At 69.9% G+C, this 14,486-nt stretch carries 14 protein-coding genes; 8 read left to right on the top strand and 6 right to left on the bottom strand.

Annotation, left to right across the window (positions count from 1 at the left end; translation table 11 throughout):
- Window positions 1-75: 75 nt before the first annotated feature.
- The 5 genes from ABZ826_RS05205 (at window position 76) to ABZ826_RS05185 (ending at window position 5,154) form a co-directional block, all read left to right on the top strand.
- Window positions 76-819, top strand: coding sequence for a lysophospholipid acyltransferase family protein (locus ABZ826_RS05205; protein ID WP_361442372.1), 744 nt, complete (start codon window positions 76-78; stop codon window positions 817-819).
- A 50-nt stretch (window positions 820-869) separates the two neighbouring features.
- Window positions 870-2,093 carry a DUF5931 domain-containing protein gene (locus ABZ826_RS05200; RefSeq protein WP_361442369.1) on the top strand — a complete coding sequence of 408 codons (1,224 nt, stop codon included), beginning with the start codon at window positions 870-872 and terminating at the stop codon, window positions 2,091-2,093.
- On the top strand, window positions 2,090-2,782 hold the full coding sequence (locus ABZ826_RS05195) for a response regulator transcription factor (RefSeq protein ID WP_361442366.1): 693 nt from the start codon (window positions 2,090-2,092) through the stop codon (window positions 2,780-2,782). The genes ABZ826_RS05200 and ABZ826_RS05195 overlap by 4 nt, the downstream gene beginning before the upstream one ends.
- 143 nt (window positions 2,783-2,925) lie before the next feature.
- Window positions 2,926-3,954: a 6-phosphofructokinase gene (locus ABZ826_RS05190; protein WP_361442363.1), complete on the top strand. Its 1,029-nt coding sequence runs from the start codon at window positions 2,926-2,928 to the stop codon at window positions 3,952-3,954.
- 198 nt (window positions 3,955-4,152) lie between these two features.
- On the top strand, window positions 4,153-5,154 hold the full coding sequence (locus ABZ826_RS05185; RefSeq protein WP_361442360.1) for a 2-hydroxyacid dehydrogenase: 1,002 nt from the start codon (window positions 4,153-4,155) through the stop codon (window positions 5,152-5,154).
- Between the two features lie 40 nt (window positions 5,155-5,194).
- Here the strand turns inward: ABZ826_RS05185 and ABZ826_RS05180 are convergent, their stop codons facing one another.
- Together ABZ826_RS05180 and ABZ826_RS05175 are read right to left on the bottom strand one after the other, a co-directional pair.
- The gene (locus ABZ826_RS05180; RefSeq protein WP_361442357.1) at window positions 5,195-7,135 is read right to left on the bottom strand and encodes an anthranilate synthase family protein; all 1,941 of its coding nucleotides are present in this window, start codon (window positions 7,133-7,135) and stop codon (window positions 5,195-5,197) included.
- A gap of 91 nt (window positions 7,136-7,226) precedes the next feature.
- Window positions 7,227-7,283, bottom strand: coding sequence for a trp operon leader peptide (locus tag ABZ826_RS05175; protein WP_078513512.1), 57 nt, complete (start codon window positions 7,281-7,283; stop codon window positions 7,227-7,229).
- A 103-nt stretch (window positions 7,284-7,386) separates the two neighbouring features.
- Between ABZ826_RS05175 and ABZ826_RS05170 the strand changes: the two genes are divergently transcribed.
- Window positions 7,387-8,733 (top strand): class II 3-deoxy-7-phosphoheptulonate synthase, encoded by a 1,347-nt coding sequence (locus ABZ826_RS05170; protein WP_361442354.1) that lies wholly within the window; start codon window positions 7,387-7,389, stop codon window positions 8,731-8,733.
- 159 nt (window positions 8,734-8,892) lie between these two features.
- Window positions 8,893-9,210 carry a (2Fe-2S)-binding protein gene (locus ABZ826_RS05165; protein ID WP_361442351.1) on the top strand — a complete coding sequence of 106 codons (318 nt, stop codon included), beginning with the start codon at window positions 8,893-8,895 and terminating at the stop codon, window positions 9,208-9,210.
- A gap of 69 nt (window positions 9,211-9,279) precedes the next feature.
- Here the strand turns inward: ABZ826_RS05165 and bfr are convergent, their stop codons facing one another.
- The gene (bfr, locus tag ABZ826_RS05160) at window positions 9,280-9,759 is read right to left on the bottom strand and encodes a bacterioferritin (protein WP_361442348.1); all 480 of its coding nucleotides are present in this window, start codon (window positions 9,757-9,759) and stop codon (window positions 9,280-9,282) included.
- Window positions 9,760-9,913: 154 nt separating this feature from the next.
- Between bfr and ABZ826_RS05155 the strand changes: the two genes are divergently transcribed.
- Window positions 9,914-10,546 (top strand): sulfite oxidase-like oxidoreductase, encoded by a 633-nt coding sequence (locus tag ABZ826_RS05155; protein ID WP_361442345.1) that lies wholly within the window; start codon window positions 9,914-9,916, stop codon window positions 10,544-10,546.
- A 256-nt stretch (window positions 10,547-10,802) separates the two neighbouring features.
- On the opposite strand, the gene ABZ826_RS05150 is transcribed toward ABZ826_RS05155, so the two are convergent.
- The 3 genes from ABZ826_RS05150 to ABZ826_RS05140 form a co-directional block, all read right to left on the bottom strand.
- Window positions 10,803-11,660 carry a deoxyribonuclease IV gene (locus tag ABZ826_RS05150; protein WP_361442342.1) on the bottom strand — a complete coding sequence of 286 codons (858 nt, stop codon included), beginning with the start codon at window positions 11,658-11,660 and terminating at the stop codon, window positions 10,803-10,805.
- A gap of 6 nt (window positions 11,661-11,666) precedes the next feature.
- Entirely contained in the window at window positions 11,667-13,577 is a 1,911-nt protein-coding gene (gene pknB / locus ABZ826_RS05145; protein WP_361442339.1) for a Stk1 family PASTA domain-containing Ser/Thr kinase, read from the bottom strand.
- A 142-nt stretch (window positions 13,578-13,719) separates the two neighbouring features.
- Window positions 13,720-14,460 (bottom strand): thiazole synthase, encoded by a 741-nt coding sequence (locus tag ABZ826_RS05140; protein WP_361442504.1) that lies wholly within the window; start codon window positions 14,458-14,460, stop codon window positions 13,720-13,722.
- Between the last annotated feature and the right edge of the window lie 26 nt (window positions 14,461-14,486).

Here is a 14,486-nt window from a genome sequence, read left to right as displayed (position 1 = left end):
GACCCCGTGCCGGGCGGGAGCACGGACGGCCGCACGGGTTAAGGTCAGTCGGACAGCACACAGGAGGCACCCGAGTTGATCTACGGCGCAATGAAGTTCTCCATCGGCGGGTCGTTGAAGCTCGCCTTCAGGCCATGGGTGGAGGGCCTGGAGAACATTCCCGCGCAAGGACCGGCGATCCTCGCGAGCAACCATCTGTCGTTCTCCGACTCGTTCTTCCTGCCGGCCGTCCTGGACCGCAAGGTCATCTTCATCGCCAAGTCCGAGTACTTCACCGCGCCCGGCGTGAAGGGCAAGCTGACGGCCGCCTTCTTCAAGGGCGTCGGCCAGCTCCCGGTGGACCGCTCCGGTGTCCGCGGTGCCGGCGAGGCGGCGATCAAGGCGGGCATCGAGGTCATCGAGAGCGGCGGGCTCTTCGGTATCTACCCGGAGGGCACCCGTTCGCCCGACGGCCGTCTCTACCGCGGCAAGCCCGGCGGGCTCGCCCGGGTGGCGCTGGCCACCGGAGCGCCCGTCATCCCCGTCGCGATGATCGACACGGAGAAGATCCAGCCGCCCGGCCAGGTGATGCCCAAGCTGATGCGGCCGGGGATCAGGATCAGCAAGCCGCTCGACTTCAGCCGCTACCACGGCATGGAGGGCGACCGCTTCATCCTGCGCTCGGTCACCGACGAGGTGATGTACGAGATCATGAAGCTCTCCGGCCAGGAGTACGTCGACATCTACGCGACCGCCGCCAAGCGGCAGATCGCGGACGAGGCGAAGCGCCGTGCGGAGGAGGCCAAGCACGTGGGGAAAGAGTCCGGAACGCAAGGGTGACGGAACGGTTCGGCGCGGCACCGCGTCGATTCCGTCCGGGGGTGGGGGACGTGGCCAGGCGCGAGCGGGTCGTACGGATGTCGGTCGAGCAGCCGCTGTGGCATGCGCTGACGGCGTACCGCGTTCTGACGATGCTCTACGCGGTGCTGCTCGCCGTCTTCGGCCGGGACAGGTACGACCGGCCGTGGGTCGCCATCGCCTTCCTGGTGGTGATGGCGGCGTGGACGCTCGGCACCCTCCCGAAGGTCGCGGGCGCCGCCGCCTGCACCAAGCGATTCCTCGGCGCCGACCTGACACTCGCGCTCGTCGGCATCCTCCTCACCCCGCTCGCCGACTTCGAGGCCCAGCACGTCGACGGGCCGACGCTGCCGTCCATCTGGACGGCGGGTTCCGTACTGGCCTTCGCGATCAAGGGCGGCTGGCGCTGGGCGGCCGTCGCCTCGTCCTTCGTCGCCGTCGCCAACATCATCGAGCGCGGCGAGCCCAGCCGGGACACCTTCCACAACGTCCTGCTGGTCTGGGTCGCCTCCATCGCCATCGGCTACGTCGTCGAGGTGGCCAGGGCCAGTGAGCGCACCCTGGCCCGCGCCCTGGAGATCGAGGCCGCGACCCGCGAGCGGGAACGGCTGGCCCGCGACATCCACGACAGCGTGCTCCAGGTCCTCGCGATGGTGCAGCGCCGCGGCACCGCGCTGGGCGGTGAGGCCGCCGAACTGGGCCGGATGGCCGGTGAGCAGGAAGTCGCCCTGCGCACCCTGGTCTCCAGCGGCCTGCTGCCCACCACCCGGGTCTCCGAGGACGCCGCCGAGGGCGCCGTCGTCCGTAGCGTCGAGGTCGACGACGAACCGTCCGGGCAGGCCGACTGCGATCTGCGTTCCCTGCTCGCCCCGCACGCCGGCTCCCGGACCAGCTTCGCGGAGCCGGGAGCTCCGGTGCTGCTCGCCCCCGCCGCCGCACGGGAGTTGGCGGCTGCTGTCAGTGCCGCCCTGGACAATGTCAGGGTCCATGCGGGAGAGAACGCCCAGGCCTGGATCCTGGTGGAGGACTGGCCGGACGAGGTGATCGTGACGGTCCGGGACGACGGGCCCGGCATCCCGGAGGGCCGTCTCGCCCAGGCCGAGGGGGAGGGGCGGATGGGGATCGCCCTGTCGATCCGGGGAAGGCTGCGTGACCTGGGCGGCACGGCGGAGTTGATTTCGGTGCCCGGCCAGGGCACCGAGGTCGAGTTGAAGGTACCGAAGGTTTCACGGGGGAAGGCGGGATCAGCCGGATGAGCACGGAGAACACCCAGGGCGCCGAGGGGCGGACCATCAGGGTGATGGTGGTCGACGACCATCCGATGTGGCGCGACGCGGTCGCCCGCGATCTTTCCGAGTCGGGATTCGAGGTCGTGGCGACCGCCGGTGACGGACCGCAGGCCGTACGCAGGGCGAAGGCTGCCGTGCCCGATGTCCTCGTGCTCGACCTCAATCTGCCCGGCATGCCCGGCGTACAGGTCTGCAAGGAACTCGTCGGCTCCCACCCAGGCCTCCGGGTACTGGTGCTCTCGGCGAGCGGTGAGCACGCCGACGTGCTGGAAGCGGTCAAGTCGGGTGCCACCGGTTATCTGCTCAAGTCGGCCAGTACGCAGGAGCTGACCGAGGCCGTGCGGTCCACGGCCGTCGGCGATCCCGTCTTCACGCCGGGCCTGGCGGGACTGGTCCTCGGCGAATACCGCAGGCTCGCCTCCGACCCCGCACCCGTCGCGTCCGACGAACCCAAGGCCCCGCAGCTCACCGAACGCGAGACCGAGGTGCTGCGGCTGGTCGCCAAGGGGCTCTCGTACAAGCAGATCGCCGAGCGTCTGGTCATCTCGCACCGCACCGTCCAGAACCATGTCCAGAACACCCTGGGCAAGCTCCAGTTGCACAACCGGGTGGAGCTCGTGCGGTACGCGATCGAGCGCGGCCTGGACGACGCCTGAACGCGCCGGAGCGTGCAGCTCCGCATCTGTGAGACCAACCGCCCCGTAACGCAACGGATTTGACCTTCCGCCCCATCCCCGAGTGACCTGGATCACGATTAGCGTGGTGGCCGGGGGGCTCACTTCGGCGAAGGGATGCTGCCATGCGGGTCGGAGTACTGACCGGAGGCGGGGACTGCCCCGGGCTCAACGCGGTCATCCGTGCCATAGTCCGCAAGGGCGTGCAGGAGTACGGCTACGACTTCATCGGATTCCGGGACGGCTGGCGCGGCCCGCTGCAGGGCGAGACGGTGCCGCTCTCCATCCCCGCGGTTCGGGGCATCCTGCCGCGCGGCGGCACCGTCCTCGGTTCCTCGCGCACCAATCCGCTCCGCGCGGAGCACGGCGTACGCCGGATCAGGGACAACCTCGCCAAGTACGAGGTCGATGCGCTCGTCACGATCGGCGGCGAGGACACCCTCGGTGTGGCGGCGACCCTGGCGGACGAGCACGGCATCAAGTGCGTCGGCGTTCCCAAGACCATCGACAACGACCTCTCCGCCACCGACTACACCTTCGGCTTCGACACGGCCGTCGGCATCGCCACCGAGGCGATCGACCGGCTGCACACCACGGCCGAGTCCCATATGCGGGTCCTCGTCGTCGAGGTGATGGGCCGCCACGCGGGCTGGATCGCGCTGCACTCGGGACTGGCCGGCGGTGCGAACGTCATCCTCATCCCGGAACAGCGCTTCGACGTCGACCAGGTCTGTGCCTGGGTGGTCTCCCGTTTCAGGGCGAGCTACGCGCCGATAGTGGTGGTCGCCGAAGGGGCCGTGCCCCAGCAGGGCGAGGTGATTCTCAAGGACGGATCGCACGACTCCTTCGGTCATGTCCGCCTCTCCGGCGTCGGCGAATGGCTGGCGAAGCAGATCGAGAGCCGCACCGGCAAGGAGGCCAGAACGACCGTCCTCGGCCATGTGCAGCGCGGCGGCACGCCGAGCGCCTTCGACCGCTGGCTGGCCACCCGCTTCGGCCTGCACGCCATCGACGCCGTGCGGGACGGTGACTTCGGCACGATGGTGGCTCTGAAGGGCACCGACATCGTGCGGGTGCCGATCGCGGAGGCGACGGCCCGGCTGAAGACGGTCGATCCGGCCCTCTACGCGGAGGCCGGTGTCTTCTTCGGCTGAGAGGCTGTCGGGTGACCTCTGATCGGGCGGCCATGCCCTGGCACGCACGCACCAGACCGCGTCCGCTTTCCGGTCGGAGGCCACCCCGACAGCCTCTGAACGGCGCGGCGCGGACCGGGCGGCGCGCCCGGGACATGGGCCGTATATTCGCGATGACCGGCCCATGTCCCCTGATCCATGCGATGTACGGGAGAAGTCGTGGAAATCCTGGCATTCGGCGTGCAGTCCGACGAGAAGCCGCTGATCGAGAAGGCCTTCGCCGGACAGCACGAGGTCCGTTGCCTGGACGTCTTCCTCACCAGGGACACCGCACCCATCGCGGCGGGCTACGAGATCATTTCCACCAGCGTCAACGCCGACCTGGGCAGCGCCGTCCTGCAGACCCTCGCGGCGGGTGGCACCCAGATGATCGCCCAGCGCTCCACCGGCTTCAACAACATCGACCTCGATGTGGCCGAACGGCTCGCGCTGCGGGTCGCCCGGGTCTCGTACTACTCGCCCTACTCGGTCGCCGAATTCGCCTGGACCCTCGCGATGGCGGTCAACCGTCGTGTCATCCGCGCCGCGAGCCGCACCCGTGACTTCGACTTCCGGCTCGACGGACTCCTCGGCCGGGACATGCACGGGCGCACGGCCGGCGTGATCGGTACGGGCAAGATCGGCGAGGCCTTCACCCGGATCGCCCACGGCTTCGGCATGAAGCTGCTCGGCTGGGACGTCGTCCAGAACCCCGCCTGCGTCGGCCTCGGCATGGAGTACGTCGACAAGGAGCGGCTCCTGGCCGAGTCCGACCTGATCAGCCTGCACGTCCCGCTGCTGCCCACGACCCGGCACATCATCGACGAGGACGCCCTGGCACACATGAGGGACGACGCGATCCTGATCAACTCCAGTCGCGGCGGACTCATCGACACGACGGCACTGGTCACCGAGCTCCGCGCGGGCCGTCTGCTGGGCGTGGGACTCGACGTGTACGAGGCGGAGGCCGGGCTCTTCTTCCTCGACAAGTCCCTGGAGGGCATCGACGACGACACCCTCGCCCGGCTCGTCACCTTCCCGAACGTCATCGTGACCTCGCACCAGGCGTACTACACCCAGGACGCGGTGGCCCAGATCATCGACGCCACCGTCCAGAACGTCGCCGACTATCTGGCCGGCCGCCGCAGCGACAACGTCCTCGTCCCCGTGCTCTCCCGGTGAGCCGGGACCCCGGAGCTCCGCCAGGGCCCCGGCCGGCCCTTCAGCCGGCCACCGGCAGCCCCGCCAGCAGCCCGGCCACGATCGTCACCCCGCGCAGCGTCAGCACCGACTCCGGATGGAACTGCACCGAGGCGAAGCCCGGCCCGCGCAGCGCGTGCAGCTCCCCGGTCGCCGCGTCCAGGCTCGACTCGATGCCGTGCGCCGCCAGCTCGGTGACCGCCCCGTCGTCGCAGCGCGCGGTGAAGCTGTTGTAGAAGCCGACCGTCTCCGGCCGCCCGAACAGGTCGATCCGGGCCTGCGTGCCCTGGTACGGCACGGCCTTGCGGACGATCTCCAGCCCCAGCTCCGCCGCGATCAGCTCATGGCCCAGACAGACTCCCAGCAGACCGTGCCGGTGATCACGGACCAGCTCCGCGGCGACCCCGCGCAGCAGCCGCATCTTCGGATCGGCCGTGTCGCCCGGATCCCCGGGGCCGGGACCCAGCACGACCGGGCCCTCGTGCGCCCGTACGCGCTCGCGCAGCCCCGGCTCGTCGTAGCGGTGCACCGACACCTCCAGACCCGAGGAGCGCAGCAGATGGGCCAGCATCGCGGTGAACGTGTCCTCCCCGTCGATCACCAGAGCGTGGCCGGACAGCTCGTGCGTACGCTCCTGCATCCGTAGCCAGAACGGCGCGAGACCGTCCCGCCGGGCTTCCAGCGCCGCCTGGACCCGAGGGTCGCCGGCCAGCTGCGGACGCGCGGCCCCGTCCCGCGGCCGGCCCGGCCGCACCCCCAGTGCGGCCAGCACCCCGGCCGCCTTCGCATGGGTCTCGGCGACCTCGCTGTCCGGGTCGGAGTGGCGTACGAGCGTCGCCCCGACCGGCACCCGCAACCGCCCGTCGGCCGAGATGTCGGCGGTACGGATCAGGATCGGCGAGTCCAGGCTCTGGGCCCCGCCCGGCTCCTCCCGCAGCAGGGCCAGCGCGCCCGCGTAGTAGCCGCGCCCGCCGGGCTCGTACCGCTCGATGACCCGGCAGGCGTTCTGCACGGGTGAGCCGGTGACCGTCGCCGCGAACATGGTCTCCTTCAGCACCTCCCGCACATCCAGTGAGGAGCGCCCACGCAGCTCGTACTCCGTGTGGGCGAGATGGGCCATCTCCTTGAGCCGCGGGCCGACCACCACGCCGCCCATGTCGCCGACGGTGCACATCATCTTGAGTTCCTCGTCGACCACCATGGAGAGCTCGTCCCGCTCCTTGCGGTCGGAGAGGAAGGCCAGCAGACCCTCGGCGGTCGGGCCCTCGGACGGATAGCGGTACGTACCGCTGATCGGGTTCATCACGACCGTCCCGCCGGACATCCGCACATGCACCTCGGGACTGGCGCCGACGAGCGTCCTCCCGCCCGTCGCCCGCAGCCCCGAGGAGGAGGGCTCGTCGGCCCCGTCGTCGCCCGTGTGCACGACGAAGGTCCAGTACGCGCCCCGCTCACCGGCCAGCAGCCGCCGGAAGAGGGCCAGGGCGTCCGACCGGCCGAAGCCGGGGATCTCGCCCCGGAAGGTCCGCCGGATGACGAAGTTCGCGCCCTCGCCCTGCCCGATCTCGTCCTCGATGACCCGCCGGACGATCCCCGCGTACTCCTCGTCGGGGACATCGAAGGCCCCGCCCTCGACCCGTACGCCATGGGTCGGCAGATGGTCCAGCACCTCGGCGAGCGGCAGCTCGTATGCCTCCTCCGCGACCAGCACGGACAGCGGCGTCCCGTCGTCACGCACATCGAAACCACGCTCGGCGATCTGCCGGAACGGCACCAGGGCGAGCGAGGGAAGCGGACCGACCGGGAGGTCGGCGAGCCGGTCCGCTTCACGTACCCGGCCGATCAGCACCTCGACCGTGTCGTGGTCGTGACCGGGGGTACGCCTGCGCAGCAGCGCGAACGGCGGGGAGTCGTCACACAGAAGCCTCTCGATGACGAGGTCCGTGCGGTGAGGCTGAGACATCGGAGTGTTCCTTCCGGATGGAGGAACGGCTCCCGAAACGCGGAGAAGGCCGCCCCTCGGGCGGCCTTCGCGTGGTCTGTCGCGCGATCGATCAGTGGGCCGCCGGATGAGCGGTCCACCACCAGTTCTGGGTTGTCTGCGCGAACATGCTCCGAACCCTAACGGATGCCCGGGTCCTGCGAGCGCGTGTCTCAACTGTTGAGCGTACGGATGGACGCGCCGCCGGACCCCGTAGGGTTGTCGGTGTGACCGTGAACGCCAATACCTCCGTCGCCGGTGGCCACACCTGGCGAGACCTTCCCGCGGCGCAGCAGCCCGAGTACCCCGATGCCGAGGCTCTGCGCGATGTACTCGCGGACCTCGCGTCGTATCCGCCGCTCGTCTTCGCGGGCGAGTGCGACCAGCTGCGTGCCCGCATGGGAGCCGTCGCCAAGGGCGAGGCGTTCCTGCTGCAGGGCGGTGACTGTGCCGAGGCTTTCGACGCCGTGTCGGCCGAGCACATCCGGGCCAAGCTGAAGACGTTGCTCCAGATGAGTGCCGTGCTGACCTACGCGGCCTCCGTGCCCGTGGTCAAGGTGGGCCGGATCGCCGGCCAGTACTCCAAGCCGCGCTCCAAGTCGACCGAGACCCGCGACGGCGTCACCCTGCCGACCTACCGCGGCGACTCCGTCAACGGCTTCGCCTTCACCGAGGAAGCCCGCGTTCCGGACCCGGAGCGGCTGAAGCAGATGTACCACGCGTCCGCTTCCACGCTGAACCTGGTCCGCGCCTTCACCACCGGCGGCTACGCCGACCTGCGCCAGGTGCACGCCTGGAATCAGGACTTCGTGAAGTCGTCGCCGTCCGGCCAGCGCTACGAGGCGCTCGCCCGCGAGATCGACAACGCGCTGAACTTCATGAAGGCGTGCGGTACGGACCCGGCCGAGTTCAAGGCGGTCGAGTTCTATGCCTCGCACGAGGGCCTGCTGCTGGACTACGAGTCGGCGCTGACCCGCACCGACTCGCGCACCGGCGAACTGTACGACACCTCGGGCCACATGGTCTGGATCGGTGAGCGCACCCGTCAGATGGACGGCGCGCACATCGAGTTCGCCTCGAAGATCCGCAACCCCATCGGCATCAAGCTCGGCCCGACGACCACCGTCGACGAGGCGCTCGGCTACATCGAACGCCTCGACCCCGAGCGCGAGCCCGGCCGGCTGACCTTCATCGTCCGCATGGGCGCCGACAAGGTCCGCGACAAGCTTCCCGACCTGGTCGAGAAGGTCACCGCCTCCGGTGCCACCGTGGCCTGGGTGACCGACCCGATGCACGGCAACACCTTCGAGGCCGCCTCCGGCCACAAGACCCGTCGCTTCGACGACGTCCTGGACGAGGTCAAGGGCTTCTTCGAGGTGCACAAGGGCCTCGGTACGCACCCGGGCGGCATCCATGTCGAGCTCACCGGTGACGATGTCACCGAGTGCGTCGGTGGCGGACACGAGATCTTCGTGGACGACCTGCACCAGCGCTACGAGACCGCCTGCGACCCGCGGCTCAACCGCAGCCAGTCCCTCGACCTGGCGTTCCTGGTCGCCGAGATGTACCGGGACCAGTAGGCATCACCGCAGGTGGCGCACGTACGACTGTGGGGCACGGATCGATGTGATCCGTGCCCCACAGGGCGTTCGGAGGTTTTCACGGGCTCCCGGCGCCGGGTAAGGTTAGGTTAGCCTCACCGATTACGGGGTGGCAGCAACGACCGATCCCGCCGGGAGGTGAACCGCGTGTACGTCTGCTCGTGCTTCGGCATCACGGAGAAGCAGGTCAAGGAACATGCGGACGCCGGCGCGTGCACGCCCCGGCAGATAGCCTCCGCCTGCAAGGCGGGCACGGACTGCGGCGGCTGTGTCCGTGCCATCCAGTCGATGCTCGGCCGTGGCTCCTGCCCCCGCCGCGAACTGCTGGACCGGAAGCGGACGCCCGGCACGGCCGACGAATCCGCCGTGGACGGCGTCCCCGCGTCCGGTCCGGGGACCGCTGCGGGCATCGCCCTGGGTACGGCTCCGGGAATCCGGCTCGCCGAAGCGGCCTGATCCTCGCGGGGTCCTGGCCGTCGTGAAGTCCTGGGGCGCGCGAGCCCGGCATGATCCGAACGAGAGGCCCTAGCTGTCCGGCTGCTCGATCTGCTGCGCGATGTAGAGCGGCTCGCCGAGCTTCTCGACCAGCTCCAGCTGGGTGTCGAGGTAGTCGATGTGGTCCTCCTCGTCCTCCAGGATCGATTCAAAGATGTTTGCGGACGTGATGTCGCCCTTGCCGCGCATCAGCTCGATCCCGCGCTTGAGGCGGTCGATCGCCTCCACCTCGACCTGGCGGTCGGCCTGGAACATCTCGGTGACGGTCTGCCCCACCCGTACATGGAAAAGCCGCTGGTAGTTGGGCAGCCCATCGAGGAAGAGGATGCGGTCCGTGAGGATCTCGGCGTGCTTCATCTCGTCGAACGACTCGGAGCGGGTGTACTTCGCGAGCTTCGTCCAGCCGAAGTTGTCCTGCATCTTTGCATGCAGGAAGTACTGGTTGATGGCAGTCAATTCGGCGGTCAGCTGCTCGTTCAGGAACTCAAGGACCTCGGGGTCGCCCTGCATCGCAGAGGCTCCTTCCAACCGGTGAACGGGGCAAGTTGGCGGCATCCTCGCATCGCACCAGGTGATCGTCCAGTAAGTGCATGCTTAGTATGAGTTGCCTGAATTGCCCCTGCTCTGGTCGGGACCACCCCTGCCTGTCTGTCACCATGGAGGCATGGGTCAGCCGGAAAGCCGGGAAAACCGCGCGTCAGAGCAGTCCGAGCTTCCGCCGGGACAGCGACTCCAGCGTGGCTGGCCGGTTACCCACTACGGGCCGGTTCCCAAGTTCAAGCCCGACCGCTGGGAGTTCCGGGTCTTCGGTGCCACAGCGGACGGCGAGAAGCACTGCTGGAACCATCAGGAGTTCTCGGAGCTGCCGTTCACCTCGGTCGTCGCCGACCTGCACTGCGTCACCAAATTCAGCATGCTCGGCGCCGAATGGGGCGGGGTTCTCGCCCGTACGATCCTGGAACTCGCGCCCCCCGCGCCGAACGTCACCCATGTGATGGTCTGGGCCGAATACGGGTTCAGCTCGAATCTGCGGCTCTCCGACTTCGCCTCGGACCGAACACTTTTCGCCACCCACAAGGGTGGTGAGCTGCTCACCGCCGAGCACGGCTTTCCGCTCCGGCTCGTGGTGCCGCACCTCTATGCCTGGAAGGGGCCCAAGTGGGTCCGCGGCGTCGAGTACATGACCGCCGACCGCCGGGGCTTCTGGGAGGAGCGCGGCTACCACAACATCGGCGACCCGTGGCGCGAGCAGCGTTACTCCTACCAGGAGGAGCCCGGGGACGGCCCCGAGCTCTGACCTGACGGCTGCCGGTCCCGTCCGGTCGTCCTCAGTGGTGGTGCCGGTGCACCACCGCGTGGCCCTTGCCCCGGCCGATCATCCACGATCTCGCCGATGGCGCAGCCTGTGAGGCAGCGCAGGGTGGTGCGGGCGGCCATGGCCCAACCGACCTTGCCCGGGGGATGGCCCGTGTGGCCGGTGTGCATGGCGTGGTCGGTGTAACCGATTACCCCCATGGGGTATTCATCGGTGAGAACAGGGGTGCGTGAGGTGCTCAGTCCCGGTCACGCAGTCCCTTCAGCCGGGCCACATCCGCCGCATGGCCTGCCTTGCCGCCCGGCGTTTCGATGATCAGCGGTACGCCGGCGGTCGCCGGATGGGAGAACAGCTCCCGGAACGGCTCCTCGCCGATGTGCCCGGCGCCGATGTTCTCGTGCCGGTCCTTGTGGGCGCCCACCACATCCTTGGAGTCATTGGCGTGGATCAGTTTCAGTCGACCCTCACCCACCGTCTCCACCAGCAGGTCCAGGGTCTGCCGCATGCCCGCGGGGCCCGTCAGATCATGGCCCGCGGCGTAGATGTGGCAGGTGTCGAGACAGACACCGAGCCGGGGGTGGGCATCGAGCGCGTCGAAGTACGGGCCGAAGTCCCAGGTCCGCGAGCAGAGCGAGAACCCCTGCCCGGCGGTCGACTCCAGCAGGAGGTACGGGTCGTCGTCGTGCGTCAGCTCGTCCAGGAGCGGCCTCAGGTGCGTGCGTACCTGGGCGAGGGCCTGCGCGCGCGGCCGGCCGCCGGTCGCCGATCCGGTGTGCACCACGACGCCCAGGGCGCCGATCTCACGGGCCCGGCGCAGCGAGTGACGCAGCGATTGCACGGACTTCTCGACGGTGGCCTCGGTGTGCGAGCCGAAGTTGATCAGATACGGGGCGTGGACGTAGGCGGGTATGGATTCGGCGGCGCACTGGGCGCGGAACTGCTCGTCCTGGGCCGGGTTGCCGACGGGCGTCGCCCAGCCGCGCGGATTGGCGACGAAGACCTGGACGGCCTCCGCCCCCATCTCGCGGGCGTAGGGGAGGCCGACTTTGGCGAGGCCGCCGGCCACGGGAACATGGCCGCCGACGGGGTTGCGCATGTGGATCTAGAGTCCCTTGGTCTTGATGGTGATGGTGCTGCCCTCGGGGGCCTGCCGACCGCCGGCGACGGACTGGCTCGCGATCGTGTCGCTGAAGGAGAGGAACGGGCGGTCGACCTTGACTTCGAAGCCCGCGTCCTCCAGCTCGCTCCTGGCGTCGTCGAGATTCTTGCCGGTGACGTCCGGGACGTCGATCATCCGCGGGCCCTTGGAGACCGTGAGCGTGATGGTGTCGCCCTCGGCGGCACGGCTGCCCTCGGCCGGTGACTGATGCGCGATGTCGCCCGCGACCTCGGGGGAATTGACCCGGTCGGGCAGCACCTCGGCCTTCAGCCCCTCCTTGTCCAGCGCGGCGGTGGCGTCCTCGACGGACAGCCCGGTGACATCGGGGACATCGACCGGAGCGCCCTTGCTGACCACCAGGGCGACCGCGGAGTCCGGGTGGCGCTCGGTGCCCGCCTCGGGGTCCGTACGGATCACCTCGCCCCGGTCCGTCTCGTCGCTGAATTCCTTGGTGACCATGCCGGGCACCAGGCCGACCTTCTCCAGCGCGCGTTTGGCGTCGGCCGGCGCGAGGCCCTGGACATCGGGCACCTTCACGATCTCGGGGCCGCGCGAGACGACGAGCGTCACCACGTCGTTCCCCCGGATGCGGGCGCCGGAAGCGGGGTCGCTGCTGATGACCTTGCCGCGCGCCACGGTGTCGCTGTAGTCCCGCTTGACGCCCTTGAGCTCCAGGCCCGCGTCCGAGAGCCGCTTCTGGGCGGCCTTCTCGGTCTGCCCGAGCAGCGAGGGGACCCGGGTGAACTGTCCGGAGTTGATGTACCAGACACCGGTGCCGACTCCCAGCACCAGCAGCGCGGCGACGATCACGGCTAGGACGGAGCGCCGCGGACCGCGTCGGCCCTCAGGCGCGGGCTGCGGCGGTATCGGCGGGGGCATTTCCAGTCGGCTGGTGTGGTGGGCGACGCCCTGGTCGGCCGGCAGCAGCCGGGGGATCACGCTCGTGCGGTCCTCGGCGGCGTCGTGCGCCCCGGCGAGGGCCTGCGGCGGTACGGCGTCGAGCTGCGCGTCGGTGAGCCCGGAGCGGGCCTCCCGGGTCTCGGCGAGCAGCGCCACCGCGTCGAACGGGCGGACCTCGGGGTTGCGGGCGGTGGCGCTCGCCACCAGGTCGTCGAGCTCGACGGGGAGACCCGCGACGGCGGCCGACGGGGCCGGGACGTCCGCGTTGAGGTGCTGGTAGATGACCTGGGCGGGGGTATCACCGGCGTGCGGCTTGGACCCGGTCAGCATTTCGTACAGGACGACACCGCAGGCGTACACATCGGTGCGGGTGTCCGCCGTGCCGTGTTCTATCTGCTCGGGGGCGAGATAGGAGACGGTGCCCAGGACGGACCCGGTGGTGTTGGTGACGGCGCCCACCGCCCGTACGAGCCCGAAGTCGGCGACCTTGACCCGGCCGTCGTCGCCTATGAGGACGTTCTCCGGCTTCATGTCGCGGTGCACGAAGCCCGCCCGGTGCGCGGCGCCGAGGGCAGCGAGAACCGGTTCCAGGATGTCCAGTGCGGCCCTCGGCTGCAGGGCGCCACGATCACGCAGTACGTCGCGCAGGGTGCAGCCCGCGACGTACTCCATCGCGAGGTAGACGTACTGCCCCTGGGCGCCCTGGTCGAAGACCGCGACCACGTTGGGGTGCGCCAGCCGGGCCACGGACTTGGCCTCGCGGATGAAGCGCTCGACGAACGAGACGTCGGTGGCGAGCGCCGGGTGCATCACCTTGAGGGCGAGCACCCGGTCGAGCCGGGTGTCCACGGCCCGGTAGACCGTGGCCATGCCGCCCACGGCGATGCGGGCATCGACGCGGTAGCGGCCGTCGAGCACCTGCCCGACAAGAGGGTCCTGGAGGGTCGTATCCACGCATGCGAGTCTACGAGCAGCCACGGACACCGCCCACGCGCCGGGGCACACCCGGGGCAGTACTGCAGCCGAGCCGTGACAGGGACATGCGCCCCAAGGCGTCCCGGCGGGCCCGCGGTGGGGCCCGCCGGGACCGGGCGGGTCAGAACGCCGGACGTTCCGGGTCCAGCACCGCGCGCCCGTCCACCGGGGACGAAGCCTCGGCGAAGTGCCGGCGCGGGATCCGGCCCGCGCGGTACGCCAGCCTCCCGCCCGCCACCGCGTGCCGCATCGCCGCGGCCATCAGCTCGGGCTCCTGGGCCCGGGTCACCGCGGACGCCAGCATCACCGCCGCGCACCCCAGCTCCATCGCGAGCGCCGCGTCCGACGCCGTTCCGGCGCCCGCGTCGAGGATCACCGGCACCCGGGCCTGCTCGACGATCAGCTGGAAGTTGTGCGGGTTGCGGATGCCGAGGCCGGAGCCGATGGGGGAGCCGAGCGGCATGATCGCCGCGCACCCCACGTCCTGGAGCCTGCGGGCCAGCACCGGATCGTCGTTGGTGTAGGGCAGCACGGTGAAGCCGTCGTCCACCAGGGTCTCCGCGGCGTCCAGCAGCTCGATCGGGTCGGGCAGCAGGGTCCGCTCGTCGGCCACCACCTCCAGCTTGATCCAGTCGGTGCCGAGCGCCTCGCGGGCCAGCCGGGCGGTCAGCACGGCCTCGCCCGCGGTGAAGCAGCCCGCCGTGTTCGGCAGCACGCGGATGGAGAGCCGCCGGAGCACGGAGAGCACCGAGCCCTGCACGGTCGGGTCGAGGCGGCGCATCGCGACGGTGGTCAGTTCGGTGCCGGAGGCGGTCAGCGAGCGTTCGAGCACGTCGAGGCTGGGTGCCCCGCCGGTCCCCATGATCAGCCGGGAGCCGAAGGCGGTGT

The sequence above is a fragment of the Streptomyces sp. NPDC047515 genome (assembly GCF_040643055.1).
Classification (GTDB): domain Bacteria; phylum Actinomycetota; class Actinomycetes; order Streptomycetales; family Streptomycetaceae; genus Streptomyces.
This window is presented reverse-complemented; position numbering and strand designations above follow the sequence as displayed.

What these genes read in the sequence shown, in the direction of transcription:
- ABZ826_RS05155 (WP_361442345.1), top strand. Translation starts at nt 9,914, where the DNA reads ATGGGTCAGCCGGAAAGCCGGGAAAACCGCGCGTCAGAGCAGTCCGAG.
- ABZ826_RS05190 (WP_361442363.1), top strand. Translation starts at nt 2,926, where the DNA reads ATGCGGGTCGGAGTACTGACCGGAGGCGGGGACTGCCCCGGGCTCAAC.
- ABZ826_RS05180 (WP_361442357.1), bottom strand. Translation starts at nt 7,135, where the DNA reads ATGTCTCAGCCTCACCGCACGGACCTCGTCATCGAGAGGCTTCTGTGT.
- ABZ826_RS05140 (WP_361442504.1), bottom strand. Translation starts at nt 14,460, where the DNA reads ATGGGGACCGGCGGGGCACCCAGCCTCGACGTGCTCGAACGCTCGCTG.
- bfr (WP_361442348.1), bottom strand. Translation starts at nt 9,759, where the DNA reads ATGCAGGGCGACCCCGAGGTCCTTGAGTTCCTGAACGAGCAGCTGACC.
- ABZ826_RS05195 (WP_361442366.1), top strand. Translation starts at nt 2,090, where the DNA reads ATGAGCACGGAGAACACCCAGGGCGCCGAGGGGCGGACCATCAGGGTG.
- ABZ826_RS05150 (WP_361442342.1), bottom strand. Translation starts at nt 11,660, where the DNA reads ATGCGCAACCCCGTCGGCGGCCATGTTCCCGTGGCCGGCGGCCTCGCC.